Genomic DNA, 25694 nt, shown 5'->3' on the forward strand with positions numbered 1-25694 from the left:
CGCTTTTAGCTTTTTCGCTCGATCACATATTGAGCGAACGCTTCCAGTTTTTCGGTATTGTAGGGGATCGCACGCAGGGCGTGTAGTGCTTCTTGATTGAGTTCACGGGTTTTTTCGATCGCACCTTCAAGTCCCAACAACGAAGGGTACGTACTCTTGTCCGCTTGCAGATCAGAACCTTGTGGTTTCCCCAGTGTCTCAGTATCCCCGGTAATATCGAGAATGTCGTCCTGAACCTGGAATGCGAGGCCCACAGCATCGGCATATTGGTCGAGCTGTTTTAAATACTGGACACCTGTCTTACCGGCAGCCATCGCGCCCAGGCGGACGGCGCAGCGGATAAGCGCCCCGGTTTTGTTTACATGGATTTGCTGTAGTGCTTCCAGCCCAACATGTTTGCCTTCAGCTTCCAGATCCAGGGCCTGGCCGAGACACATGCCGGCTGCACCGGAAGATTGCGCAAGCTCTGCAATCATCTGTACCCGGTATGGTTCGGCCTTGTCACTGAGCGGGCCCGTTGCCAGTACAGTAAATGCGAGTGTCTGAAGGGCGTCACCGGCAAGAACTGCCGTCGCTTCATCAAAAGCAATATGGCAGGTCGGCTGGCCTCGGCGAAGCGCATCGTCATCCATCGCAGGCAGGTCATCATGGATCAGGGAGTATGCATGGATACATTCCACGGCGACCGCTACGGTATCAATGTCACCTTCATTCGCGCCGAACAGTGTACCCGTCGAATACGACAGGAACGGACGTGCACGCTTACCGCCGAGCAGCAAGCCGTGACGCATGGCTTTAACCAGATCCAGACCCTGGTGAGCATAGGTATCCAACCAGTGGGCGAGGTTTTCGTTACTGCGGTTCTGAAAGTGCTTGAGCCAGTCTGACAGGGTTTGGTTACTCATCGATATCGGCTTCGAATGGGGTCAGCGGGTCATCATCACTTTGTGTCATCAGAATGTCGACACGTTGCTGTGCCTGGGTCAGGCGCTGTTGGCCTTCGCGGACCAGAGAAATACCCCGTTCAAATTTCTTCAGGGCGTCTTCCAGGGAAAGTTCACCTTTCTCCAGTTGGTCAACGAGGGTGTCAAGCTCTCCGAGGGTTTCCTCAAAGCTCATATTTTCGGGTTTCTTCTGTGCTGCCATGATCATAACCATTGCGTTTAGTGCGCAAAAGTTAACTCAGCACTCTGGTTGGGTCAAACATGAGGCCTAATTTCTGTGCCTGAATCAGAGTTTTCACAACCGGATGCTACTTTTTCCGTCACCCTGAAAAATTGTTTGGGGAAATGGTGTGTTTCAACCGCCTGAAAAGGAGATGAAAATCGAGTTTCGTGCGCTTTATGCAAAGAATTTGAACTTGATTAACACTAAATTAAGGGAGCGTGCTGCCGATACCAAACACATAGGTTAGAATTCTCGTGAATAAGATAAAAAACCTTTGGGGAGTGTGCAGTGGATCTGGCTACGCTAATTGGCCTTATCGGGTCTTTTGCTTTCGTTGTGATGGCGATGCTGTTGGGGGGAACCCTCAGCATGTTCGCAGATGCTCCGTCAGCGTTGATTGTAATCGGTGGTGGCCTGTTTGTTGTTTTGATGAAATACACCTTGGGTCAGTTTCTCGGAGCGGCAAAAATTGCGGGTAAAGCCTTTATGTTTAAGGCGGATGACCCTGAAGATCTTATTGCTAAAATTGTTGAGATGGCAGACGCAGCCCGTAAAGGCGGTTTCCTGGCCCTGGAAGAGATGGAAGTCACCAACTCTTTCATGAAAAAGGGCGTGGATATGCTGGTTGACGGGCATGATGCGGATGTTGTGAACATGACGTTGCAAAAGGACATTTCACTGACTGAAGAACGTCATGACATGGGGATCGGTATTTTCAGCAACCTCGGTGACGTTGCACCGGCGATGGGCATGATCGGTACGCTGGTTGGTCTGGTTGCGATGCTTTCCAACATGGATGACCCGAAGGCAATCGGCCCGGCGATGGCGGTTGCATTGTTGACCACACTTTACGGTGCAATTATTGCCAACATGATTGCAATCCCTATTGCGGACAAACTCGCGCTCCGTAAAGACCAGGAAAAAATGAACCGTCGCCTGATCCTGGACGGTTTGCTCGCTATTCAGAATGGACAGAACCCTCGTGTAATCGATGGTTACCTCAAGAACTACCTCAACGAGAAGAAACGCAAACTCGACGAGGCAGAGTAAGGAGGGAAGATGGAAGAAGAATGCAAATGTCCCCCCCCTGGGCTACCGGCATGGATGGGTACATTCGCTGACCTGATGTCACTGCTGATGTGCTTTTTCGTACTTCTGCTTTCGTTTTCGGAAATGGATGTACTGAAGTTCAAGCAGATCGCTGGTTCGATGAAATTTGCATTCGGTGTCCAGAATCTCCTTGAGGTTAAGGATATCCCGAAGGGCACCAGTATCATCGCACAGGAATTCCGGCCCGGACGCCCGGAACCGACCCCTATCGAAGTGATTATGCAACAAACTATCGATATGACTCAGAATACCCTTGAGTTCCAGGAAGGGGATTCTGATCGTGCCGGTGGTAACCAGCGTGATTCCGGCGATTTGAGCGGGGGCAAGAACTCCACGGCAACCGCCCAAAATGACCAGCAAGACGAAAGCCAGGCGATGGCTGAACTGGAACAGACAGTGACACAGGCTCTCGAGCGTGAAATCGAAGAAGGTGCCATCGAGGTTGAAAACCTTGGCCAGCAATTGGTTATCCGCATTAAGGAAAACGGGGCATTCCCGGCGGGCTCTGCATTCCTCCAGCCTAAATTCCGGCCTCTTATCCGACAGATTGCCGATTTGGTAAAAGATGTCCCGGGTATTGTCCGGGTCTCCGGCCACACTGACGATCAACCCCTAGAGTCTGAACTTTACCGCTCAAACTGGGATCTTTCGTCCCAGCGCGCAGTGTCTGTGGCAGAAGAGATGGAGAAGGTCAGGGGGTTTGACCATATGCGCTTGCGCGTGGAAGGCCTGGCAGATACAGAGCCACGTTTTGCCAATGACACCCCAGCGAACCGGTCAGCAAACCGACGGGTAGATATCGCGATTATGCAGGGTAAACCGGCATATTCCGATGAAATCTCCGCCGAGGGAGCATCAGCGACCGAGCAATAAACTCCTTTCAACTGGATCTCCTTATTCAGGGGGATCCGGTTCTCGTTTTGGTCTATGGTTACGTTTAGGTATGTCACCAATCAATTCACGCTGAAACCTGCATCTTAGGGTCGTTTGGGTATATAATCCGCACCTTTGTTGTGGTCCCTGGCGTAACGAGTTATGAAATTCATTGTAAAAATTCACCCGGAAGTCATGGTAAAGAGCGAATCTGTTCGCAAGCGTTTTACCAAGATTCTCGAAAGCAATATTCGCAATATTCTCTCCAAGAAAACGGATCGTGTTGCTGTGTTTAACCGCCGTGACCACATTGAAGTGGCACCACGCGACAATGCGCTGCGTGACGTTGTACTGGAAGTTCTGGTGAACACGCCGGGGATCCACCATGTGCTGGAAGTGGAACAGCACCCGTTCAATGACCTGCACCATATTTATGAAATGACGCTGGAAAATGCCCGTGAACACATCGAAGGCAAGACTTTCTGTGTCCGTGCAAAGCGTCGTGGTAACCACGAATTTACCTCTATCGATGTTGAACGCTATGTTGGCGGTGGCCTGAACCAGGCGGTTGAGTCTGCCCGTGTCCAGTTGAAGAACCCGGACGTGACAGTGCTCCTTGAGGTGGACAAAGAAAACCTCAACCTGATTATCAACCGGTTTGAAGGTCTTGGCGGCTTCCCTCTGGGGACTCAGGAAGACGTGCTGAGCCTGATTTCTGGCGGTTTTGATTCAGGTGTTTCCAGCTACTTGCATATCAAGCGCGGCAGCAAGGTGCATTACTGCTTCTTTAACCTCGGTGGTGCAGCACATGAAATCGGCGTGCAGCAAACCGCTTATTACCTGTGGAATAAGTTCGGTTCCTCCGCTAAGGTGAAATTTATCTCCATTGATTTTGAGCCGGTAGTGGCTGAAATTCTGGAGAAAATTGATGATGGCCAGATGGGTGTTATCCTGAAGCGTATGTTCATGCGTGCCGCTTCAATGGCTGCGGATCGTTTCGGTATCCAGGCACTGGTAACCGGTGAGGCTCTGGGGCAAGTGTCCAGCCAGACCCTGACTAACCTGCGTCAGATTGACGGTGTGACCGATACCCTGATTCTGCGCCCGCTGATTACCTGGGACAAGGAAGACATCATCAGGCTGGCCCGTCACATTGGTACGGAAGATTTCGCCAAAACGATGCCTGAGTACTGCGGCGTTATCTCCAAGAAACCAACTGTGAAGGCGGTGAAGGAGAAGCTGGAAGCAGAGGAAGAGAACTTCAACTTCGATCTGCTGCGCCAGGTAGTGGAGAATGCGAAGGTTATGGATATCCGCGAAATCGGGTCAGTGACCCGTGAAAAAGCACCGGAAGTGGAATTGGTTGATGTTGCGGCTGATGGCGCGGTTATTCTGGATATCCGTGCGCCGGAAGAAGAAGATGAGAAGCCGTTTGAAATGGAAGGTGTGGAAGTAATCCATATTCCTTTCTTCAAACTCTCAACCAAGTTCGGCGATCTTGACCAGAGCAAAACCTACCTGCTCTACTGTGAGCGTGGTGTAATGAGCCGCCTTCAGGCGCTGTACCTGAAAGAGAACGGTTTCGAAAATGTGAAGGTTTACCGCCCTTAACCTTCCATTTAATTGATAACAACCCCGGTTTGAATGCCGGGGTTTTTTGTATGTTCAACGCTTGTTACGCATCGCCTTCAGTAAATTTGTACTCGTAATTGAGGCTTGGCATCGTCGTCATAGGACGAACCACTTCCAAGGCTTTCTCCTTTCCTCCCAGTGCATAGACAATCTCTACTGCAAACTCCAACGCGCTGCCGGGACCAAGGCTGGTAATGAGCTTATGCTCCTTGTCGTGGACAACTCGCCTTGAATTCCTGCGCGCCTCGGGAATCGCGTCAATAAAGCCTGGGTGACAGGTTTTGTAGGCGTTGGGGAAGAAATCATGCTTTTGCAGCACCAGTGCAGGCGCAGCACAGATAGCGGCAACGTAGTGGTCATCACTTTGCTGTTGGCTAATCATTTCCTGGATCAGTGCGCTGTTACCCAAAGTCGTTGCACCATCGACACCACCCGGCAGGACAATGCAGTCGAACTCCTCATCGGCGACCTTCACCAATGGGACGTCGGCAACCAGCTTAATGCCGCGCGAGCCGGTAAGCAGTAATTCCCCATCCGGGTCACAACTGGCTGCCACCATTTCAAACCCAGCACGAACCATAATGTCCATGACGGTTACGGCTTCCAATTCTTCGGTGCCTGTTGCCAGGCAGACCAGTACCTTAGGTGTTTTCATAGCCTTGCTCCAATTCGGTTATTTGCTGCCATAGAGCCCGGTTCTGAGGCACATCGAGCCCATGGTAATCTGCACGGTCGAGCAAATAACCGGTAATAAATGCATTTTCACTCTGACGATGATAGTGGATATCGCGGTTCATCGATGAATAATTTTCTGCGGTAGCCAATGCTACCTTCCGGGTGATGAAAAGGACTTCCTGCGGTGTAGTCTCTACGCCTTCAGCAACCATGACTGCAGAGATCTCTTTGCTCATTTGCTGCCAGGTATCCTGAAAACCGTCATCCAGAAGTTGGCCGTTTTTGCACTGGTGTATGGCGCTTAGAGGGTTAATCATGCAGTTTACGGCAAGTTTTAACCACAATGCCTGGTGAATATCGGAGTGCCACTGGGTTGAAGGGATAGCTTTATGGACAGAAGAAAGCCATTCCGGTTCTTTGATGTCAGGGTGGAAAGCGCCGATACGCGTTTCTCCCTGGCCTACATGCCGAAATTCAGAGCTTGTCAGGCGCATGGCACCGTGAGTTGTGGTACCCAGGAAAAGCCGGTGTGCCTTGGTGTAGCTTTCTATTTTATGTGCGGTCCCCATTCCGTTGTGCAACAACAGAATATCAGCCTTTACAGGAAAGTGTTCAAGCCAGGGTTTCAGCGCTCCGCAAACCTGAAATGCCTTGGTCGTGACAATGACCAGATCTGCGTGGGCGACTTCGTCTGCAGAATTGGATACAAACTCAACCAGATCCAGCCCGTTCAGGCAACGTTCAATCCGGTTTTCTTGGTGGCGGGTAAGAAAATGCACCCTGTGACCGCTTTTTGCCAGTTTGATACCAAAGAGGGTACCAATTGCTCCGGCGCCAACAATAGTGATATTCACAACATAACCCTTCAATAAATCAGGGAAACAGAATAGCACGGGTTTTTCACATATTAAAAAAGGCACCCGGAGGTGCCTGTTTGAATAGTTTGCAATCTTTGCAGCAAATTAGAAGTTGTACTTCAGGGTATAGATTACTGCGTTTGAGTTGCCGGCACCGCCCAGCTTGTTGAAAGCATAACGCCACTGTACACCGGTAGTCAGTGACTCGGTTGCATTCCACCAGAAAGCGATAGCACCATTGTAGGACAGGTCATCGGTTTCACCGTTGGCGTCGAACATTTCATTGGTCTTTTCATCTTTCTTCATAACAGTCACATAATCGGCATTGCGACCAAACTCAGTCTCATGCCAGTTACTCACCATAAAGCTCTCGCCAAACGCATGGAAGCTGTATGAAGTAGACCAGCCCAGCATACCGCCGTTCATACCGTTGTAATCGTTGGTGGTCGTGTGGTGTGCACCAATCCAAGGGTTGAAAGACCAACCATTGCCAGAGAATGCATAAGAAAGACCCAGTACGTTGTTACGTGCCTGGAAACCGGTGTTCTGGGTTGAATAGGTTTGTGCAAATAGGCGGGTTTCACCCAGACCCAGCTTGTAAGTGATAGAGCCTTTGGTGGTGGTAGCGGTCTGGTTGTCTCCATCCTGGATGTTTTCCAGATCGATGAAGCCGTACATTTCGCCCCAGTTAAAGCCAGCGCCACCTTCCAGTTCCAGGAATACGAAATCTTCCTTGAAACCGCCTGAACGAGTTTCAGTGCCCTTGGTCCAATCCAGGTAGTTCACACTCATGTTACCGAAACCGTAAAGGTATTCAGCTTGGGCTGGGATGGCTGCAGTTGCTGCCAGAACACTCAGAGCGACGATAGATTTGCGCATTCGTAACCTCTTGCTATTGCTTTCTCAATTGATTAACCGCCGGGGAACTGCGGATAACTTGGGATTCGCCGCGAATTCTATGGATTTGCGTCACAATTTGGAATGCAATGATTGCGCAAACCTTTGCGTATTGTGATCTGGCGCACTGAAAGAATTTATTTATGGAAGAGAGGATGTGATCTCGGTTCCATGCAAGTGGCTGTATAAAAGGGGAATTTGTGCGAATTGACCACCCCGGTAATATTCCGGGGTGGTTTGTAACAGACTGTAAATCAGGACTTGGTGATTTTTATAAAGTGTTTGCCCAAAAATACCAGCATTATCAGGCTTGGAACGACCATCAGCGTTGTAATGATGAAGAACAGAGTCCAGTCTCCGTTCAGCCAGTCAACCATCGCGCCGGAGAAAGATGACAACAGCGTTCTGGACGCATTGCCCAGTGATGCGAGCAGAGCATACTGGGTTGCGGAAAACGCCCTGCCAGTCATAAAGGTCAGGAAGGATACAAATGCAATGGTAGAGAACGCGGTTGTAAAGTTATCAACGATGATAGTCGCGAGGAACAGGTTTTCGTTAGGACCAACCTGGGCCATCCACGCAAACATCATGTTGCTGCCCGCCATCGCGATACCACCAATCAGCAGCCCTTTGATTACGCCAAACCGTACGTTGATGGCACTGCCAAGCAGTGTAAACAGGATGGTAAAGCCCCAGCCAATCAGTTTGGAATATTCACCGATTTGCTCGTTGCTAAAGCCAACCTCTTTATAGAAAACGATAGACATCCGGCCCAGGAAGGCTTCGCCGACTTTGAACAGGAAAACAAACAGCAAGACCGTCATGCCAATTTTCAGGCCATTGCGGCGGAAGAAGTCGACAAAAGGTTCAACAACGGTCACCAATAACCAAACTTTAAAGCCCTGCGAGTCCTCACCAAGCCAGCCTTTAACCCGCTTACTTGCGTCTGCCTGCAGGGCTTCCCGGTTGGTCACCGGTTCTTTTACCAATAAGGTAAAGACAATCAACAGGCAGACGATACCCGCCATACCAAGGTAGACACCATTCCAGCCAATTCTGTCTGCATTAATAAAGGCGAGATAGCCGGGCAGGGAATAACCAGTCCACCAACCGATGACGGCCATAGCGGAAGCCTGCGGCAGTTTGTGGCCTTCGTCTTCACCGAAGCTGTCTATACGGAAAGCATCAACCGCAATATCCTGGGTTGCAGAGGCAATGGCGATCCCCAGTGCCAAGGCAGAGGTTAACACCAGACTGATAGACGGATTGGTGGTTGCTATACCCAGGGTACAGGCTAGGATGATGAATTGAGTGAAGATTATCCAGCTTCTGCGCTGGCCAAGCCGGGAATAGAGAAACGGGAGTTTTACCCTGTCTACGAGTGGAGCCCAAAGGAAGTTAAATGTGTAGGCAACGAAGATGGAGCCGAAAAAGCCTATTGCAGCCCGGCTTAGTCCTGCATCCTTTAACCATCCTGACATGTTTGATCCGATAAGCACCCACGGGAATCCGCTGGCACACCCCATCATAAACACCCACATCAGGCGTCGGTCTAAATAGCTTTTAAAGGTTTCCTTCCAACCCCATGCCATACATGTGTCCCCAAAAATTTTGCTAGTTCATGCGGTTATGCTAGCGTGCTTCAGGGACGAATACCATGTACAAACTGTGGTAGTGCACCATCTCCGAGCAAGTATTCGGAGACTTCACGGATCTGGTGTTGGAAAAACCGGCTTGCCAGGATGGTTTCCAGCGAATGGCGTTCTATTGCGAATAACAGGTGCCAATACGCCGATTCATAGTCATTGGCTGGCTCTGTTGAATCAACAGGTTCAAGGCGCCACCAGCCCATCAGCTGGGTTGCACAGATCTTTTTCAGGTTATCCCAACTGCCACCATCAAGAAAAAAAATTGCGTGTTGCGCCAATTCAGGTGCTTTGATCTCAACAAAATCAGAGATTTTGTTCTTGTCACAAAGCGTATTGTTTACCACTAGCCTCAACATGGTAAATCCCCTCCTCCCAAGGGCGAGTATGATTTTGACGTGCCGTCAGACCGTGAGCCATTGTTAACCGGTTCATTTTTTTGAATGATTTATGGTTATCTTATCTGGTCAGTAAATGACTCGTATTTAAGACAAAGTATAGGTGTGGGTAGCAGAGAAGGAGGGAGGGAAGTTGTAAATTGGGACTTGTATTTGAATATTTATATAATTGTCAGCCACACCTTGATTTTGCCGGTATGGCTGACTTCATTTTCAGGGTTAGAAGTTCTGCACCATATAGAGAGACAGCTCCTGATCTGCTGCGACATCTTTCAGCACAGAATTCAGCAGGTTGTTGATAGATGCTTCCATATCTTCAACCGATGCACTGCCTGCACCTTCTGTGATTGACTTGCCATTGTAGCGTTTCACAAATTTACCCTTCGGAGACTCAGCAACGATCTGGATTTGTACGTTGCTGGTGACGTGGTGCGAGAACACACTGTGCTCAACTTTTACCAACGCATCCAGGATATCCAGGCGAACGGTGCCTTTTGCTCCCGCAGTAACGTTAAAGCCTTGGGAACGAAGTTGGTTAGACAGGACTTCTTCCAAAGCAACACGCAGGTTCTGACTGGCCTGCAGAGGCTGAACCTGTTGGCGGCCATTGTCTACCACTGCAATAAACTGTGCAGTTCGCAGATCGCGGCTGGTTAAGGAAACCGCTTTCCCCTGTCCTGGTACGGATGAGGTGGTTACCGGTTTCAGGTCAAGGTTAATGGTCGGCTGCTGGGGCGCTGAACAGGCAGCAAGTAAAAACAGCGCAGAAGTAATAATGAGTTTTTTCATTGTCGTTAGCATCCTTTAACTGAAAAGTGCCGGTTACTTATATGCTTCGATGATAACAAATTTGGCGTTCGATGCGATAACGCGACTGCTGCCAAATAGCCTTTTTAACTTAGCATGATAGCCAAGGTGACGGTTGCCGATCACCAAGAATTTCCCGCCTTTATTTAATACGCGCTTTGCATCACGGAACATCTGCCATGCAATATGATCAGTGACTGTGTGCTGCTGGTGGAAAGGGGGGTTACAAAGAACCATGTCAGCCGAGTTTGTCTCGAAACCGGTAAGGCAGTCATTGGCTAGCCAGTCTGCATTTACTTCAGGGCCCAGGTCTGCCTGCATATTGAGCTTTGCCGAGGTAACAGCCATGAGGCTCTCATCCACGCAGGTTACTTTTGCCCGAGGGTTAAGCCGGGCAGCCTGAAGAGCCAGGACGCCATTGCCGCAGCCCAGGTCAATAATGTGCTTCATTGCTCCATCCTGGGGAATGTGGGGAAGCATCAGGTAAGCGGCAATATCCAGTTTCTGTCCAGCAAAGACACTCGCGTGGTTGTGGAGTGTCATGCCAAATTCCGGTACCGAAAAAGATGTGGTTTCGGGAATGCTACTTCCATTTTTAGCGGTTTCGCAAAATACCAGGCGGGACTTTTTCTTCGCTAGGGAAGTGGTGCAGGGAGCCAGATATTCTTCCACCAGTTTCAAGGTGCTGGTGTGGATGTCCCGGGCTTTTGCAGTACCTACGACAGGTATACCCGTCGGTAAATCTTTTGAGAGTTTTGATAGCTGCCAGCTTAACAGGCGCTGGCTTTTCGGCAGGCGTAATAGCACCAGGGCACTGTCTTCTGGGAACGGGGCAAGACAGTCAACATGTTCTATTTCCCCAAGCCCATTTTGCAAAAGGTTCTGGCGGGTGGCCTCATGGGCAATAAAAGAATCGGAAACCAGGGTGACGGAATACCCTTTGCTGGCAAACCAACAACTCAGGGCTCCGAAATTGTCATTGAGGATCAGTATCCTTGACCCCTTCGGCGGAAGACAGGTTTCAACATGTTCAATGAGATACTCATCTGAGGCATCCCAGGCTTGGAAGGTTTCTTTTTGGCGAATTGGAAATCGGTTAAGAGTGAACTCAACACCCAGAAGGGAAAATGCACTGTTCATGAGTATGGTTTCTCATTTAAAGAGTGGGGGCCGGGACAAGGTCGGATATTGTCCCAAATTTGTCGATAAATACAATCTACGTCATAAAAAGGGCGCTGGTGGTACTGGTAGTGAGGGTCTAAACTAGCTAGTCAGAACTTAATTTGGTGTATTTTTGAGCCCAAAATCGAAAATCACGCGAGGAAGTCATCGGTGATGATTAAAACAAAAATAGAAGAAAAGCTACGGGAAGCCTTTAAACCGGCCCACCTGGAAGTTGTAAATGAAAGCTTCATGCACAATGTTCCTTCCGGCTCAGAAAGCCACTTCAAAGTTGTTATCGTAAGTGGTGCCTTCGATAACCAACGCCTTCTTACCCGACACCGAGCAGTAAATCAGGTTCTGTCCGAAGAACTTCAAAATGATATTCATGCTCTGGCCATGCATACCTATACAGAGAGTGAATGGAATGGTCTTAACGGTCAGGCGCCGGTTTCGCCGCCTTGTCACGGTGGTTCCAAGAACGATTAGAGCGACGGCGGGGTGACGTATCCTTGTTGCTAAAATGGTCAATAAACAGGTGTTGAGACATTTGATTAACATTTTGTGATCATTTTTCTCGCTCAAAACAGGTGACTCATCGGTTACTTGTTAAGGCTTAATGAAATTCTTTTCGTTGATTTTGATAGACGTAATGGGAATGTAACTTGGCAAAATAACGCGATTCTGGTGGTTATTTGACCAACTTAAAAATTAGACGGAATAAGGGCTCGCGTATTCATGAAAATTCAGCCTTTATCACGTTGATAGCCATAGAATCACAACTTGCCTTGATGATACAATCCCGTGCTTGTTAGCCAGCCACATTTAATAAATGTGAAATGTTGGTTTCTTGGATGTTGCGACGGTTGGCTGTGGATTTGCCGGCCGGACAGTGGAAAGTCGTGTCAAAATCGCGCAATAACTGAATTCTTTTTCCGTTAATAAAGTGCAAGTGCGTATGATTACTATAAAAAAGGGTCTGGATATCCCCATCGCGGGTAAGCCAACCCAAGTTATCAGCGATGGCCCAGCCATCAAACGTGTCGCCTTGCTTGGCGAAGAATACGTGGGTATGCGTCCAACTATGCATGCTCGCGTTGACGATGTAGTGAAAAAAGGTCAGGTTCTTTTTGAAGACAAGAAGAACCCAGGTGTACTTTTCACTGCGCCAGTCAGCGGTAAGGTCGTTGAGATCAACCGTGGTGCCAAGCGTGTACTTCAGTCTGTAGTGATTGAGGTTGAAGGTGACGAGCAGATCACTTTCGACAAATTTGAAGCCGCTCAACTGGGCTCCCTGGATCGCCAGGTTGTTGTAGACCAGTTGGTGAAATCAGGTTTGTGGACTTCTCTGCGTACCCGTCCATTCAGCAAAGTACCAGCTGTTGATTCAACACCTGCTGCATTGTTTGTTACTGCTATCGACACCAACCCACTTTCAGCTAACCCTGAGCTCATCATCAATGAGAATCAGGACGCGTTTGTCGCAGGCCTTGATGTTGTATCTCGCCTGACTGACGGCAAGGTGTTCGTGTGTAAAAGTGGTGCAAGCCTGCCTCGTAGCAAGCAGAGCAATGTTGAAGAGCATGTGTTCTCAGGTCAGCACCCTGCGGGTCTGGTCGGTACACACATCCACTTCTTGCGTCCAGCGAGCAGCAATAACGTGGTTTGGCACCTGAACTATCAGGATGTTATCGCGATTGGTAAGCTGTTCCTTACAGGTGAAATCTCTAGTGAGCGTGTTGTTTCTCTGGCTGGTCCAGCAGTAAATAATCCTCGCTTGGTTCGCACTGTAATGGGTGCAAGCACTGATGAATTGGTAAATAACGAACTGATGCCTGGCGATGTTCGTGTTGTTTCCGGTTCAGTACTGTGTGGTTGTAATGCAGAAGGCCCTCATGCCTATCTTGGTCGTTACCACATGCAGGTTTGTGCATTGCGTGAAGGCTATGAAAAAGAACTGTTTGGCTGGGCTGTCCCAGGTAAAAACAAGTTCTCTGTTACCCGCTCCTTCCTGAGCACTTTCTTCAAAGGCCAGCTTTTCAACATGACAACTACCACCAACGGTAGTGATCGTGCAATGGTGCCAATCGGTAACTATGAAAGAGTAATGCCGCTGGACATCGAGCCAACTATGTTGCTGCGTGACCTGTGTGCTGGTGACACAGACAGTGCTGCTCGTCTGGGTGCACTTGAGCTTGATGAAGAAGATCTGGCTCTATGTACATTTGTTTGCCCTGGCAAGTACAACTATGGCCCGATGCTCCGTGAGTGTCTGGACACCATTGATAAGGAAGGGTAATCCATGAGCCTGAAGAATTTCATTGAGCGGATTGAACCGCACTTCGAACCAGGCGGGAAGTATGAAAAGTGGTTTGCACTGTACGAAGCAGCTGCGACCCTCTTTTACACCCCGGGTCTGGTAACCCGTTCTACTACGCACGTCCGTGACGCAGTAGACCTCAAGCGCATCATGATTATGGTGTGGTTTGCCGTGTTCCCAGCGATGTTCTGGGGCATGTACAACGCTGGTAACCAGGCTATCGAAGCTCTGGCTCAGATGTACAACGCGGAAACCCTGGCTACACACGTTGCAGGCAACTGGCACTACTGGTTGACCGAGATGCTCGGTGGCTCCATGACTGCTGCTGAAGCAGGCTGGGGCAGCAAGATGCTGCTTGGCGCAACTTACTTCCTGCCAATCTACGCAACAGTATTTCTTGTTGGTGGTTTCTGGGAAGTGCTGTTCTGTATGGTCCGCAAGCACGAAGTTAACGAAGGTTTCTTTGTTACTTCTATCCTGTTTGCACTGATCGTACCGCCAACACTGCCACTGTGGCAGGCAGCCCTGGGTATCACTTTCGGTGTTGTTGTTGCTAAAGAAATCTTTGGTGGCACTGGCCGTAACTTCCTGAACCCAGCACTGGCAGGCCGTGCGTTCCTGTTCTTTGCATACCCGGCTCAAATCTCTGGTGACCTGGTGTGGACTGCAGCAGACGGTTACTCAGGTGCGACTCCTCTGAGCCAGTGGGCTGCAGGTGGTCAGGGCGCACTGATGAACGGTGCAACCGGTCACACTATCTCTTGGATGGATGCCTTCATTGGTAACCTGCCTGGTTCAATTGGTGAAGTTTCTACCCTGGCTATCATCCTGGGTGGCGCAATGATCGTGTTCATGCGTATCGCTTCATGGCGCATCATCGCCGGTGTAATGATCGGTATGATTGCCTCTGCGACGCTGTTCAACATCATTGGTTCTGATACTAACCCAATGTTTAGCATGCCTTGGCACTGGCACCTGGTTCTGGGTGGTTTTGCTTTCGGTATGGTGTTCATGGCAACTGACCCAGTGTCAGCGTCTTTCACCAACAAAGCTAAATGGTGGTACGGCATCCTGATTGGTGCGATGGCGGTAATGATCCGCGTTGCGAACCCTGCCTATCCAGAAGGCATGATGCTGGCAATCCTGTTCGCGAACCTGTTTGCACCGCTGTTCGATAACCTGGTGGTGGAAAGCAACATCAAACGGAGACTGGCTCGCAATGGCAAGCAATAACGATAGTATTAAAAAGACGCTGACAGTGGTTATTGCCCTGAGCCTTGTGTGCTCAGTGGTTGTATCACTGGCTGCAGTATCTTTGCGTCCGCTGCAACAGGACAATGCCAAGCTGGATGTTCAGCGTAACATCCTGCAAGTAGCCGGTATTACTGTTGAAGGTGGTAAGAAGCAAATCAACGAAGCGTTTGATCAGTTCATCGAACCGCGTCTGGTTGACCTTTCTACCGGTGATTTTGTTGGTACCGTTGACGAAGCTAAGGCTTATGACCAGCGTGTTGCTGCTAAAGATCCAGCAGAGTCCATCAAGCTGTCTGCAGATCAGGACGTAGCGAAAATCATCCGTCGTGCAAACCTGGCTAAGGTTTACCTGGTTAAAAACGACAAGGGCCAGACCAGCGAAGTTATCCTGCCTATGCACGGTAACGGCCTGTGGTCAATGATGTACGCATTTGTAGCGGTTGAAACTGACGGTAACACCGTTGGTGGCATCACTTACTACCAGCAAGGTGAAACTCCGGGACTGGGTGGTGAAGTTGAAAACCCACGCTGGCGTGCACAGTGGGCTGGTAAGAAGTTGTTTGATGACAAAGGTCAGCCAGCTATCCGCATCGTGAAAGGTGGCGCACAACCTGGAGATATCCACGGTATCGACGGCCTGTCTGGTGCAACCCTGACCGGTAACGGCGTACAGCACACTTTCGACTTCTGGCTGGGTAACAATGGCTTCGGCCCATTCCTGACCAAGGTTCGTGAAGGAGCCCTGAACAATGGCTGATACTAAAGAACTGAAGAAGAATCTTCTTTCCCCGGTTCTGGACAACAACCCAATTGCCCTGCAAATCCTGGGTGTGTGTTCAGCGCTGGCGGTAACGACCAAGCTGGAAACAGCATTCGTTATGACTCTGGCGGTAGTATTCGTAACAGCGTTTTCGAACCTGTTTGTTTCTGCTATTCGTAACCACATTCCAAACAGTGTACGTATCATCGTTCAGATGGCGATCATTGCATCACTGGTAATCGTGGTTGACCAGATTCTGAAAGCCTACCTGTACGACATCTCTAAGCAGTTGTCTGTATTCGTTGGCCTGATCATTACCAACTGTATCGTAATGGGTCGTGCTGAAGCATACGCTATGAAGTCTGCTCCACTGCCATCATTCATCGACGGTATTGGTAACGGTCTGGGCTACGGCTTCGTTCTGATTACTGTTGCATTCTTCCGTGAACTGCTGGGTTCAGGCAAGCTGTTCGGCATGTCTGTTCTGCCTCTGGTTTCTGAAGGTGGCTGGTACCAGCCTAACGGTCTGATGCTGCTGGCTCCTTCTGCGTTCTTCCTGATCGGTTTCATGATCTGGATTATCCGCATCTACAAGCCAGAACAAGTAGAAGCTAAGGAGTAAGAGCGCAATGGAACATTACATTAGCTTACTGGTGCGTTCGATCTTCATCGAAAACATGGCACTGTCTTTCTTCCTGGGTATGTGTACGTTTCTGGCCGTATCCAAGAAGGTTAAAACCTCTTTCGGTCTGGGTATTGCGGTAACCGTAGTACTGACCATTGCGGTTCCTGTAAACAACCTGGTTTATAACCTGATCCTGAAGGACGGTGCGCTGGCCCCAGGGGTTGACCTGAGCTTCCTTAACTTTATCACCTTCATCGGTGTTATCGCGGCTCTGGTTCAGATCCTGGAAATGATCCTCGACCGTTTCTTCCCACCACTTTACAACGCACTGGGTATCTTCCTGCCACTGATTACAGTGAACTGTGCGATTTTCGGTGGTGTTTCATTCATGGTTCAGCGTGACTATAACTTCGCTGAGTCAGTGGTATACGGCTTTGGTTCAGGTATTGGCTGGATGCTGGCAATTGTCGCTCTGGCAGGTATCCGTGAAAAGATGAAGTACTCTGATGTACCTCCTGGTCTGCGTGGCCTGGGTATTACTTTCATCACCGTCGGCCTGTGTGCCCTGGGCTTTATGTCCTTCTCAGGTGTTCAACTGTAAACCGGGTTTACCGCGATATAAGGGATAGTCAATGGACATTATTCTTGGCGTGGTGATGTTTACCCTGATTGTACTGGCACTGGTACTGGTGATTTTGTTCGCCAAATCCAAGCTGGTTCCATCAGGTGATATCACTATTTCAATCAATGGTGATGCCGACAAAGCAATCAAAACAGCCGCAGGTGGTAAACTGCTTGGCGCGCTGGCTGGTAGCGGCATCTTCGTATCATCAGCTTGTGGTGGTGGTGGTTCTTGTGGCCAGTGCCGTGTGAAAGTAAAAGCCGGTGGCGGTGACATTCTGCCAACTGAGCTTGATCACATCAGCAAGCGTGAAGCACGTGAAGGCGAGCGTCTGGCCTGTCAGGTTAACGTTAAATCTGACATGGAAATCGAGCTGCCTGAAGAAGTGTTTGGTGTTAAGAAATGGGAATGTACTGTTATCTCTAACGATAACAAGGCAACTTTCATCAAGGAGCTGAAGCTGCAGATCCCTGATGGTGAGTCAGTACCTTTCCGTGCAGGTGGTTATATTCAGATCGAAGCGCCTGCGCACCATGTTAAGTACTCTGAGTTCGATGTACCGGAAGAATACCGTGGCGACTGGGACAAGTTTAACCTGTTCCGCTACGAGTCTATCGTAAAAGAAGAGACAATCCGTGCATACTCAATGGCGAACTATCCGGAAGAGTTTGGCATCATCATGCTGAACGTGCGTATTGCAACTCCGCCGCCAAATAACCCAGACGTACCACCAGGTATCATGTCATCTTACATCTGGTCTCTGAAAGAGGGCGATAAGGTGACCATCTCTGGTCCGTTTGGTGAGTTCTTCGCGAAAGACACTGATGCAGAAATGGTATTTGTGGGCGGTGGTGCCGGTATGGCTCCAATGCGTTCACATATCTTCGACCAGCTCAAGCGTCTGAAGTCAAAGCGCAAGATGTCATTCTGGTACGGTGCCCGTTCTAAGCGCGAAATGTTCTACGTAGAAGATTTCGACGATTTGGCAGCTGAGAATGATAACTTCGTGTGGCACGTAGCCCTGTCTGATCCGATGCCGGAAGACAACTGGGACGGCTACACAGGCTTCATCCATAACGTGCTTTATGAAAACTACCTGCGTGATCATGAAGCACCGGAAGACTGCGAATTCTACATGTGTGGTCCTCCGATGATGAACGCTGCTGTTATCGGCATGCTGAAAGATCTGGGTGTTGAAGACGAAAACATCCTGCTGGATGACTTCGGGGGCTAAGCCTACCGTCATCTCCAAGAAAATGGCTGACCCCCGGGTCAGCCATTTTGCATGTTAACCCCCAGGGATATGCAATTAAATTGAAACCGAAGCAAATTTCGGAGCAGTCATGAAATCCATGTTGTTATTTGCAAAATCATTTAAGCACGCCGTTGTGCTTTTTGCCGCTGCCATGGTTCTGGCAGGGTGTAGCAAGCAGCCCGAAGAGATCCACCTGAAAGGGTCGACCATGGGCACCTATTACTCCATTAAGTTGGTTAAGCAGGATGGTTTACCGGATGCGGAGGCTCTTCAGGCTGAGATAGACAAGCGCCTGGAGCTGGTGAATGACCAGATGTCCACCTACCGTAAAAACTCTGAGCTTAGCCAATTTAACCAACACAAGAGCAACGAACCTTTCCCTGTGTCGGAAGCGACTGCGACTGTGGTGAAAGAAGCTATCCGTATCAACGGTCTGACTGATGGTGCACTCGATGTAACAGTAGGCCCGCTGGTCAACCTGTGGGGCTTTGGGCCAGAAGCGCGTCCAGACCAGGTACCGACAGATGAGGAAATTGCGGCACGCCGAAACAATGTCGGCATCCAGCACCTCAAAGTGGAAGGCAACAGCCTGGTTAAAGATATCCCTGGCCTGTATGTGGATCTGTCTTCCATCGCCAAAGGCTACGGTGTAGATGTGGTAGCGAACTACCTGGAAAGCCTGGGTGTAAAGAACTATCTTGTGGATATTGGCGGTGAGCTGCATATCAAGGGACACAACGCGGAAGGCCAGAAGTGGCGAATTGCGATTGAAAAGCCAGTTTCCGGAAAAGCCAGTGTGCAGGAAATCATCCAGCCTGGCGACATGTCTATTGCGACATCAGGTGACTATCGCAACTATTTCGAGGAAAATGGTGTTCGCTACTCCCATACTATAGATCCGAAGACTGCACGTCCGATTACCCATCGCCTGGTGTCGGTTACTGTGCTGGATAAATCATGTATGACGGCGGACGGACTGGCGACAGGCTTTACTGTACTGGGACCTGAAAAGGCCCTGGAAATAGCAAACCGTAACAATATTCCGGTTTTCCTGATTGTTAAAACTGATAATGGCTTTAAGGAAATTGCATCTGATGCCTTCAAGCCTTATCTCAAGCGTTAAGGTGAAATGATGTCTGAATTTCTTGTGACATTTTCGGTATTTATGCTGGTGATTGTGGGTATGTCTATTGGCTACATCATCAAACGTAAATCCATCAGCGGCAGTTGCGGTGGCTTGGGTTCAATTGGTATCGAAAAAGAGTGTGATTGCCCTGAACCATGCGACGCCCGTAAAAAGCGTGAAGCCCGCGCAGCCAAAGCGGAAGAATGGAACAAGAACCGCATCGTCTAACTGACTCGTGACAGTTCTGAAAGCCTCTGCTCTTGAAAGTGCAGAGGCTTTTTTATTTTTACGTGCAGAAAGTGTGAGTTAAGAGCTATGAGTAGTGAGTTAGGGAATTAAGAGATACATTCATCTCACCACTCACCACTCACCACTCACCACTCACCACTCGACTCTCACCATTGTTACTGAAGGGCCTCTTTTATCCGGTGATACGCCATCCCGATAGCGAGCAAGGGGGAGCGAAGGAGAGGGCCGCCGGGGAAGGTCATATGCTTTACCTTGGCAAAGACATCAAAGCGCTCTGCCTGGCCGGTAAGGGCTTCTGCAATCACCTTTGCCGCCATATGGGTGGCATTCACACCGTGGCCGGAATAGGCCTGGGCATAAAATATGTTCGGTGCATCGGGCAGCCTGCCTATCTGGGGAAGACGGTTCGCACCGATACCTATCATGCCTCCCCACTCGAAATCGACTTCAACCCCTTTAAGTTGAGGGAAAACCCTTTCCATGTTGGGCATCAGGGCCGCGGTAATATCGCTTGGGTCTTTTCCTGAGTACGTACAAAGCCCACCAAACAACAACCGGTTATCGCCTGAGAGATGGTAGTAATCAAGCGCAATGCTCAGGTCAGCAAAAGCCATGTTTTTCGGAATGATAGAAGAGGCGAGTTTGTCTTCGAGCGGTGCGGTAGCGATGACATAGCTGCCGGCAGGAAGGACTTTTCCTCCAATATGGGATTCAAGCTTGTGGCCGATGTACGCATTCCCTGCCAATACAAGGTACTGGCAGGTTACCTGGCCCTTGGCTGTTTTGACCACCGGCTTGTTTCCCTTGATGATGGACTGAGCCTCTGTGTTCTCATAGATTTGAACCCCCAGTTCTGTCGCTGCTACCGCTTCCCCCAAAACCAGGTTTAATGGATGTAAGTGCCCACTTCCCATGTCCAGCATGCCACCGATATAGCGGTCAGAGCCAATGACTGACGGCATATCCTCTTTTGCCAGCATTTTTATCTCATGTGAGTAACCACTAGCTCGCAGGCCCTCGTAGTCTTGTTCAAGTTCGCGGATATGGGCGGGCTTTAGGGCAAGGTCGCAATAGCCCATCACCAGATCGCAGTCGATATTATGTTCAGCGACCCGGTTTTTAACGATCTCTACTGCCTCGATGCCCATCTTGCTAATTGCGGCAACACCTTCCTCACCGATCTCTTTGGTGAACTGTTCAATGCCATGTCCTATGCCACGGATCAGTTCGCCGCCATTGCGTCCGGATGCTCCCCAGCCAATTTTGTTGGCTTCCAGTAACACCACTGAAAACCCTCGGTTTGCCAGTTCGATGGCAGTGTTAACACCACTGAACCCGCCACCGACAATACACACATCAGCCTCAATGCTTTCTTCGAGTGGAGGGTGATCGATCCGGTAGCGCATCGAAGCTGCATAGTAAGAGTGTGTATGTGGTTGGGCAAACGGAGTGACTGCCATGTTTATGCCTCCAGAATGTTAAATATAATTTACAAACTATAGCCTGTCTCAGATCGTGAAGTGAAGGATAAAATGCACAAATTGTGGCCGATCTGGCGTCAGGTATTCTGTTTTAAGGAAGAAGATAAGCATATGCTCCGCGAGGAGGTAGGGTAAATCTGAAAAGAACATATGAGTCAGGTATGATGATTGATATTATTTACACCGGACAGATGTTTGTCACAAAAAGTTGTTAATCTGGTGTTGGCATGCATAATTCAATGTTCAAAATCTATTACAGTTACATATAATATCGACAACACAATACAAATAGACTGAGAGGCAGGGATATTGGATATCGGTGCAAACCTGAAAGCGGTAAGGAAACAAAGAGGACTGTCACAGCGCGAATTGGCCAAACGGGCCGGGGTGACAAACAGTACTATTTCGATGATTGAAAAGAACAGCGTCAGCCCTTCTGTCAGCTCACTGAAAAAAGTACTTTCAGGTATTCCGATGTCATTGGTGGAGTTCTTTTCCAGCGATTTGACTCAAAGTGCGAGCACTCCAGTTGTATACCGACAAGAAGAGTTACTGGATATCGGTACCAATGAAGTATCGATGAAACTGGTGGGAAAGGAATACCCAAACCGGGCTATGTCAGTCTTGCTGGAAACCTATGCCCCAGGTTCTGACTCCGGAGAAGAGATGCTGCGCCATGAAGGTGAAGAAGCCGGTATAGTCGTGTCAGGCCGGCTTGAGCTTACTGTTGATGAAGATGTCATGGTTCTGGACACTGGTGACAGCTACTACTTCGAAAGTACCCGTCCTCACCGGTTTCGCAATCCGTTCGACGAAGAGTGTAAGCTCTACAGCGCAACCACACCGGCAAACTTCTGATACCTAGCAGGATAGAGAAAAGGAGACCGAGACCGGTCTCCTTTTTTGTGTGGCTTTTTATAAGCATCTTAAACAGTATGCAGGTACCAATCATATTCGAGCGGTGAAATAGTACGCTCAAATTCTTCCAGTTCTTTTTCCTTACTGGTGACATACACATCGATAAAGTCCCGCCCCAGTGAAGATGCCATGGTCTCGGAGGTTTTCAACTCCCTGAGGGCATCCCGAAGGTTGTTAGGCAGACTGGGTTGCGATTGGGTATAGGCGTTACCTTCTATTGCTTCCGGCGGCTCAATTCGGTTTTCAATGCCGTATTGAATGCTGGCGAGAAGTGCGGCCATCATAAGGTAGGGGTTGGCATCCGTGCCCGCCACCCGGTGCTCAATACGGGTTGAAGCCGGTTCGCCTGCCGGAATCCTCAGTGCTGTTGTGCGGTTTTCAAACCCCCAGGTTGGGGAGCTAGGCACATAGAACTCGGGACTGAAACGGCGATATGAATTCACGTTGGGGCACAGGATAGCCATGTACTCTGGGAGCATCGACAGCATACCGCCTAGCGCCCACCTCAGTGTGTCATTAGGCTCGCCGTTATCTGATGCGGCGAAAACATTGTTTCCGTCACTGTCAATCAGGCTGATGTGTACGTGCATGCCGTTTCCTGCTTGGTCAGCATAGGGCTTTGCCATAAAAGTGGTATCCAGCTGGTGGGCGTGGGCGACCTGCTTGATTACCCGCTTAAGAAGTACCGTATTGTCGCAGGAAGCCATTGCGTCATCGGTGTGGATCAGGTTGATTTCAAACTGTCCCGGTGCTGATTCTGCAATGATAGTATCTGCCGGCAATCCCTGCAGCTTTGCCATGTCGACGATATCGGTCAGCAGATCAGCATGCTCATCAAGGTCATCCAGCGAATAAACCTGGGTATTGGTGGGGCGCTTGCCCGTTGTAGGAGATACCGGTGGCTGAGGCATGCCGTTATCAGACTTGCGGTCGATCAGGTAGAACTCCAGCTCAAACGCAGAAACCGGTGTAATCCCCAGTTGTTTAAACTGGCGCAGCACGCGGTTCAGGATCATTCTCGGGTCGGCAAAAAAGGGTGTTTCCCGGTTTTCGTACATGCTCATAAGAAGCTGGGCGATAGGGCGCTTTTGCCAGGGTTCAACAGAAAGTGTACCGGGAACCGGGAAGCAGAGGGCGTCACATTCGCCGATTTCCAGACCAAGGCCGGTTTCCTCAACCGGTGTCCCTTTGATGTTCATCCCGTAGATGGAAATGGGTAATGCAATACCACTTTTAAACGCTTTTTCCAGGGTGTTTCTCTCGACCCGTTTTCCTCTGATGATACCGTTCATATCGGTCAGCAGGAGATCAACGTACTGAATTTCCGGGTGTTCAGCTAGAAAATGAGTGGCTTCTTCCGTGGAAGGCAGCTTCACATCTTCCGTTGTGAACAGCGCCTTGTCAGATTGGTAACGCATCATAAATACCTGTCCATGTAAAAAATATCAATCATTGTCTCTGTTGCTGTTGAGTGAATAGCAATCACTATAGCTTGTCAATACTGCTGTTTTATTTGTCGAACAGCGGGCGTGATAATTCATTTAGCTATAATCCCTTATAAAACAGCGCTCTAGGCACACAAGATACTTGTTAAATAAAAGTTTTAAAAATGTTGCCTGACGCTATTGCGTAATTTATTTTTTACGTGTAGCTTGAGAAAAAGTGAACAAAAACACATCAGTTGGTTCTGCTGAGTTAAGAACAAAAAAGGGAATATCATGTCAGGAAAGAACGGAAGCTCTCTGGGAATTCGGCCTGTTGTCGGCGTGACAGCTTGTACCAGTGTGCTTGGCCTTCACCGCTTCCATATCGCTGGAGATAAATACCTGCGAGCGGTGACTGACGGGGCAACGGCGATGCCAATGGTTTTTCCCGCACTTGCTGATGCGATTGATATAACACAGGTTCTGGAAACGGTAGACGGCCTGATGTTTACGGGTTCCCCATCTAATATTGAACCTTACCATTACTGCGGCCCTGAGAGCGCAGAGGGTACGCAACACGACCCGGACCGGGATGCCATGACGCTGCCGCTTCTGAAGGCAGCGATAGAAAGCGGCATACCGGTACTTGCTATTTGCCGCGGTTTCCAAGAGATGAATGTAGTAATGGGGGGGACCCTCCATCAGCGTCTGCACGAAACCGGGCGTTATATTGAACACCGCGAAGACACCACCCAATCGGCCGACGTCCAGTATGGCCTTTCACACACTATCCACGTAGAGCCAGGGGGACTGCTGTTCGAGGCGTGGGGCCAGCCGGAAGCGGAGGTGAATTCCGTCCATACCCAAGGTGTCGATCGCCTGGGGAATGGGCTGAGAGTTGAAGCCACTGCGCCGGATGGCCTTATAGAAGCGTTTTCGGTAGCGGATAGCAGAGGATTTGCCCTGGGGGTTCAGTGGCACCCTGAGTGGAAGGTCACAGAAAGTCCTTTTTATTCAGCTATTTTTAAATTGTTTGGAGATGCATGTCGCCAAAGGGCGATGGAACGCGAGAGAACACGATGAAAAAGCTGACGAAATGGCTCAAGGATAATGAAATAACGGAAGTGGAATGTGTGGTCAGTGATATGTCCGGCATTGCACGGGGAAAAATAGCACCGGTAGACAAGTTCCTGAATGAAGGGGAACTTAGGTTGCCGGAAAGTGTGCTGTTGCAGACAGTTACCGGTGATTTCGTTGATGACGAAATCTATTACTCCCTGCTGGATGAAGCTGACATCGATATGATGTGTAAGCCGGATGAAAATGCGGTTTACCTGCTGCCGTGGACGGTCGAGAAAACCGCTCAGATCATCCACGATACTTATGACAAGATGGGGAACCCGATACCACTCTCCCCTCGAAATGTCCTGAAGACAGTGCTCAAACTGTACGAAGAGAAAGGCTGGCAGCCGGTTGTTGCGCCGGAGATGGAATTCTACCTGACGGCCCGCTGTGATGACCCGGATTTGCCGTTGCAGCCACCTGTAGGCCGCTCTGGCCGGACTGAAACCGGGCGTCAGTCCTTTTCCATCGATGCCGCCAATGAATTCGACCCGCTGTTCGAAGACATGTACGAATGGTGTGAAACCCAGGGGCTGGTGATTGATACCCTCATCCACGAGGAAGGGACCGCCCAGATGGAAATCAATTTCCGTCACGGAGACCCGCTTGTGCTGGCTGACCAGGTGTTCCTTTTCAAGCGCACCCTGCGTGAAGCGGCGCTCAAGCATAATGTGGTCGCTACCTTTATGGCAAAGCCCATCACCAATGAGCCGGGCAGCGCCATGCACCTTCATCAGAGCATTGTGGATCGTGAAACAGGGAAGAATATCTTTACCAGTGAAGACGGGACAAGCTCACAACTCTTTTATGGCCACATTGCCGGGCTCCAGCAATATATCCCGGAAATGCTGCCGCTGTTTGCGCCCAACGTAAATTCATTCCGACGGTTCCTGCCGGATACCTCAGCGCCGGTAAATGTTGAGTGGGGTGAGGAAAACCGGACATGCGGCCTGCGTGTACCAAGCTGTTCGCCACAGAACCGCCGGGTAGAGAACCGGTTGCCCGGGGCAGATGCCAACCCTTATTTTGCGATAGCAGCCAGCCTGCTGTGCGGCTATATCGGAATGGTGAACGAACTGAAGCCGACACCACCTGTACAGGGCCGAGGATACGAGCTTCGTGGCCCGGCCTTACCACATACTCTGGAAAGTGCGCTTGAGCGAATGGAAAACTGCGACGAGGTGGAATCCTACCTCGGAGAGAGTTTTGCCCGTGGCTATATTGCCGTGAAACGTGCTGAACAGGAAAACTTCAAGCGGATAATCAGCTCCTGGGAACGAGAATTCCTGCTGCTGACCGTATAAATCACACTAAC

At 49.7% G+C, this 25694-nt stretch carries 26 protein-coding genes; 15 read left to right on the forward strand and 11 right to left on the reverse strand.

Annotated features, from left to right (window positions below):
- Positions 1-5 precede the first annotated feature (5 nt).
- Both ispA and xseB read right to left on the reverse strand, forming a co-directional pair.
- Complete coding sequence (gene ispA, locus NF212_RS04385) at positions 6-905, reverse strand: (2E,6E)-farnesyl diphosphate synthase (protein ID WP_434359181.1); 900 nt, start codon at positions 903-905, stop codon at positions 6-8.
- Positions 898-1146, reverse strand: a complete 249-nt coding sequence (gene xseB, locus NF212_RS04390; protein ID WP_434359183.1) for an exodeoxyribonuclease VII small subunit — start codon at positions 1144-1146, stop codon at positions 898-900. The genes ispA and xseB overlap by 8 nt, the downstream gene beginning before the upstream one ends.
- A 309-nt stretch (positions 1147-1455) precedes the next feature.
- Between xseB and pomA the strand changes: the two genes are divergently transcribed.
- From pomA to thiI, 3 genes are all read left to right on the forward strand, one after another.
- Positions 1456-2217 (forward strand): flagellar motor protein PomA, encoded by a 762-nt coding sequence (pomA, locus tag NF212_RS04395; protein ID WP_054670206.1) that lies wholly within the window; start codon positions 1456-1458, stop codon positions 2215-2217.
- A 9-nt stretch (positions 2218-2226) separates the two neighbouring features.
- Positions 2227-3150, forward strand: coding sequence for a flagellar motor protein MotB (locus NF212_RS04400; protein WP_434359186.1), 924 nt, complete (start codon positions 2227-2229; stop codon positions 3148-3150).
- 162 nt (positions 3151-3312) lie between these two features.
- Entirely contained in the window at positions 3313-4761 is a 1449-nt protein-coding gene (thiI, locus tag NF212_RS04405; protein ID WP_434359188.1) for a tRNA uracil 4-sulfurtransferase ThiI, read from the forward strand.
- A 64-nt stretch (positions 4762-4825) separates the two neighbouring features.
- Here thiI and NF212_RS04410 read toward each other — a convergent pair whose 3' ends face one another.
- The 7 genes from NF212_RS04410 to NF212_RS04440 all read right to left on the reverse strand — a co-directional run bounded on the left by NF212_RS04410 (position 4826) and on the right by NF212_RS04440 (position 11202).
- Positions 4826-5437, reverse strand: coding sequence for a DJ-1 family glyoxalase III (locus NF212_RS04410; protein WP_434359190.1), 612 nt, complete (start codon positions 5435-5437; stop codon positions 4826-4828).
- Positions 5424-6311 (reverse strand): 2-dehydropantoate 2-reductase, encoded by an 888-nt coding sequence (locus NF212_RS04415; protein ID WP_434359192.1) that lies wholly within the window; start codon positions 6309-6311, stop codon positions 5424-5426. The genes NF212_RS04410 and NF212_RS04415 overlap by 14 nt, the downstream gene beginning before the upstream one ends.
- 108 nt (positions 6312-6419) lie before the next feature.
- Positions 6420-7193, reverse strand: a complete 774-nt coding sequence (locus NF212_RS04420; protein ID WP_434359194.1) for an outer membrane protein OmpK — start codon at positions 7191-7193, stop codon at positions 6420-6422.
- A gap of 272 nt (positions 7194-7465) precedes the next feature.
- The gene (locus tag NF212_RS04425) at positions 7466-8803 is read right to left on the reverse strand and encodes an AmpG family muropeptide MFS transporter (protein ID WP_434359196.1); all 1338 of its coding nucleotides are present in this window, start codon (positions 8801-8803) and stop codon (positions 7466-7468) included.
- A 50-nt stretch (positions 8804-8853) separates the two neighbouring features.
- Positions 8854-9216, reverse strand: coding sequence for a hypothetical protein (locus tag NF212_RS04430; RefSeq protein ID WP_434359198.1), 363 nt, complete (start codon positions 9214-9216; stop codon positions 8854-8856).
- A gap of 258 nt (positions 9217-9474) precedes the next feature.
- The gene (locus NF212_RS04435) at positions 9475-10044 is read right to left on the reverse strand and encodes a YajG family lipoprotein (RefSeq protein WP_434359200.1); all 570 of its coding nucleotides are present in this window, start codon (positions 10042-10044) and stop codon (positions 9475-9477) included.
- A gap of 33 nt (positions 10045-10077) precedes the next feature.
- Positions 10078-11202, reverse strand: coding sequence for a methyltransferase (locus NF212_RS04440; RefSeq protein ID WP_434359202.1), 1125 nt, complete (start codon positions 11200-11202; stop codon positions 10078-10080).
- 195 nt (positions 11203-11397) lie between these two features.
- On the opposite strand from NF212_RS04440, the gene bolA reads away from it, so the two are divergent.
- From bolA to nqrM, 9 genes are all read left to right on the forward strand, one after another.
- Entirely contained in the window at positions 11398-11712 is a 315-nt protein-coding gene (gene bolA / locus NF212_RS04445; RefSeq protein WP_434359204.1) for a transcriptional regulator BolA, read from the forward strand.
- Between the two features lie 469 nt (positions 11713-12181).
- On the forward strand, positions 12182-13522 hold the full coding sequence (locus NF212_RS04450; protein ID WP_434359206.1) for a Na(+)-translocating NADH-quinone reductase subunit A: 1341 nt from the start codon (positions 12182-12184) through the stop codon (positions 13520-13522).
- Positions 13523-13525: 3 nt separating this feature from the next.
- A complete protein-coding gene (locus tag NF212_RS04455) occupies positions 13526-14776 on the forward strand; it encodes an NADH:ubiquinone reductase (Na(+)-transporting) subunit B (RefSeq protein WP_434359208.1) in 1251 nt (416 codons plus the stop codon).
- Complete coding sequence (locus NF212_RS04460) at positions 14763-15554, forward strand: Na(+)-translocating NADH-quinone reductase subunit C (protein ID WP_434359210.1); 792 nt, start codon at positions 14763-14765, stop codon at positions 15552-15554. Before NF212_RS04455 ends, NF212_RS04460 begins: the two co-directional genes overlap by 14 nt.
- A complete protein-coding gene (locus NF212_RS04465; RefSeq protein WP_054670237.1) occupies positions 15547-16179 on the forward strand; it encodes an NADH:ubiquinone reductase (Na(+)-transporting) subunit D in 633 nt (210 codons plus the stop codon). The genes NF212_RS04460 and NF212_RS04465 overlap by 8 nt, the downstream gene beginning before the upstream one ends.
- A gap of 7 nt (positions 16180-16186) precedes the next feature.
- Positions 16187-16783 (forward strand): NADH:ubiquinone reductase (Na(+)-transporting) subunit E, encoded by a 597-nt coding sequence (gene nqrE / locus NF212_RS04470; RefSeq protein ID WP_054670239.1) that lies wholly within the window; start codon positions 16187-16189, stop codon positions 16781-16783.
- A gap of 31 nt (positions 16784-16814) precedes the next feature.
- Positions 16815-18038, forward strand: coding sequence for an NADH:ubiquinone reductase (Na(+)-transporting) subunit F (nqrF, locus tag NF212_RS04475; protein WP_434359213.1), 1224 nt, complete (start codon positions 16815-16817; stop codon positions 18036-18038).
- A 118-nt stretch (positions 18039-18156) separates the two neighbouring features.
- Positions 18157-19182: an FAD:protein FMN transferase gene (locus NF212_RS04480; RefSeq protein ID WP_434360825.1), complete on the forward strand. Its 1026-nt coding sequence runs from the start codon at positions 18157-18159 to the stop codon at positions 19180-19182.
- Between the two features lie 9 nt (positions 19183-19191).
- The gene (nqrM, locus tag NF212_RS04485; protein ID WP_434359215.1) at positions 19192-19413 is read left to right on the forward strand and encodes a (Na+)-NQR maturation NqrM; all 222 of its coding nucleotides are present in this window, start codon (positions 19192-19194) and stop codon (positions 19411-19413) included.
- 176 nt (positions 19414-19589) lie between these two features.
- Here nqrM and NF212_RS04490 read toward each other — a convergent pair whose 3' ends face one another.
- Positions 19590-20894 carry an NAD(P)/FAD-dependent oxidoreductase gene (locus NF212_RS04490; RefSeq protein WP_434359217.1) on the reverse strand — a complete coding sequence of 435 codons (1305 nt, stop codon included), beginning with the start codon at positions 20892-20894 and terminating at the stop codon, positions 19590-19592.
- Positions 20895-21224: 330 nt separating this feature from the next.
- Between NF212_RS04490 and NF212_RS04495 the strand changes: the two genes are divergently transcribed.
- Entirely contained in the window at positions 21225-21773 is a 549-nt protein-coding gene (locus tag NF212_RS04495) for a cupin domain-containing protein (protein WP_434359219.1), read from the forward strand.
- A gap of 68 nt (positions 21774-21841) precedes the next feature.
- On the opposite strand, the gene NF212_RS04500 is transcribed toward NF212_RS04495, so the two are convergent.
- Positions 21842-23254, reverse strand: coding sequence for a glutamine synthetase family protein (locus tag NF212_RS04500; protein WP_434359221.1), 1413 nt, complete (start codon positions 23252-23254; stop codon positions 21842-21844).
- Positions 23255-23551: 297 nt separating this feature from the next.
- Here NF212_RS04500 and NF212_RS04505 point away from each other — a divergent pair, with 297 nt between their 5' ends.
- Positions 23552-24340, forward strand: coding sequence for a gamma-glutamyl-gamma-aminobutyrate hydrolase family protein (locus tag NF212_RS04505; protein ID WP_434359223.1), 789 nt, complete (start codon positions 23552-23554; stop codon positions 24338-24340).
- A complete protein-coding gene (locus tag NF212_RS04510) occupies positions 24337-25683 on the forward strand; it encodes a glutamine synthetase family protein (RefSeq protein ID WP_434359225.1) in 1347 nt (448 codons plus the stop codon). Before NF212_RS04505 ends, NF212_RS04510 begins: the two co-directional genes overlap by 4 nt.
- The last annotated feature ends 11 nt before the right edge of the window (positions 25684-25694 follow it).

Origin of the sequence: Parasalinivibrio latis, assembly GCF_036825535.1 — a bacterium.
GTDB lineage: Bacteria > Pseudomonadota > Gammaproteobacteria > Enterobacterales > Vibrionaceae > Parasalinivibrio > Parasalinivibrio latis.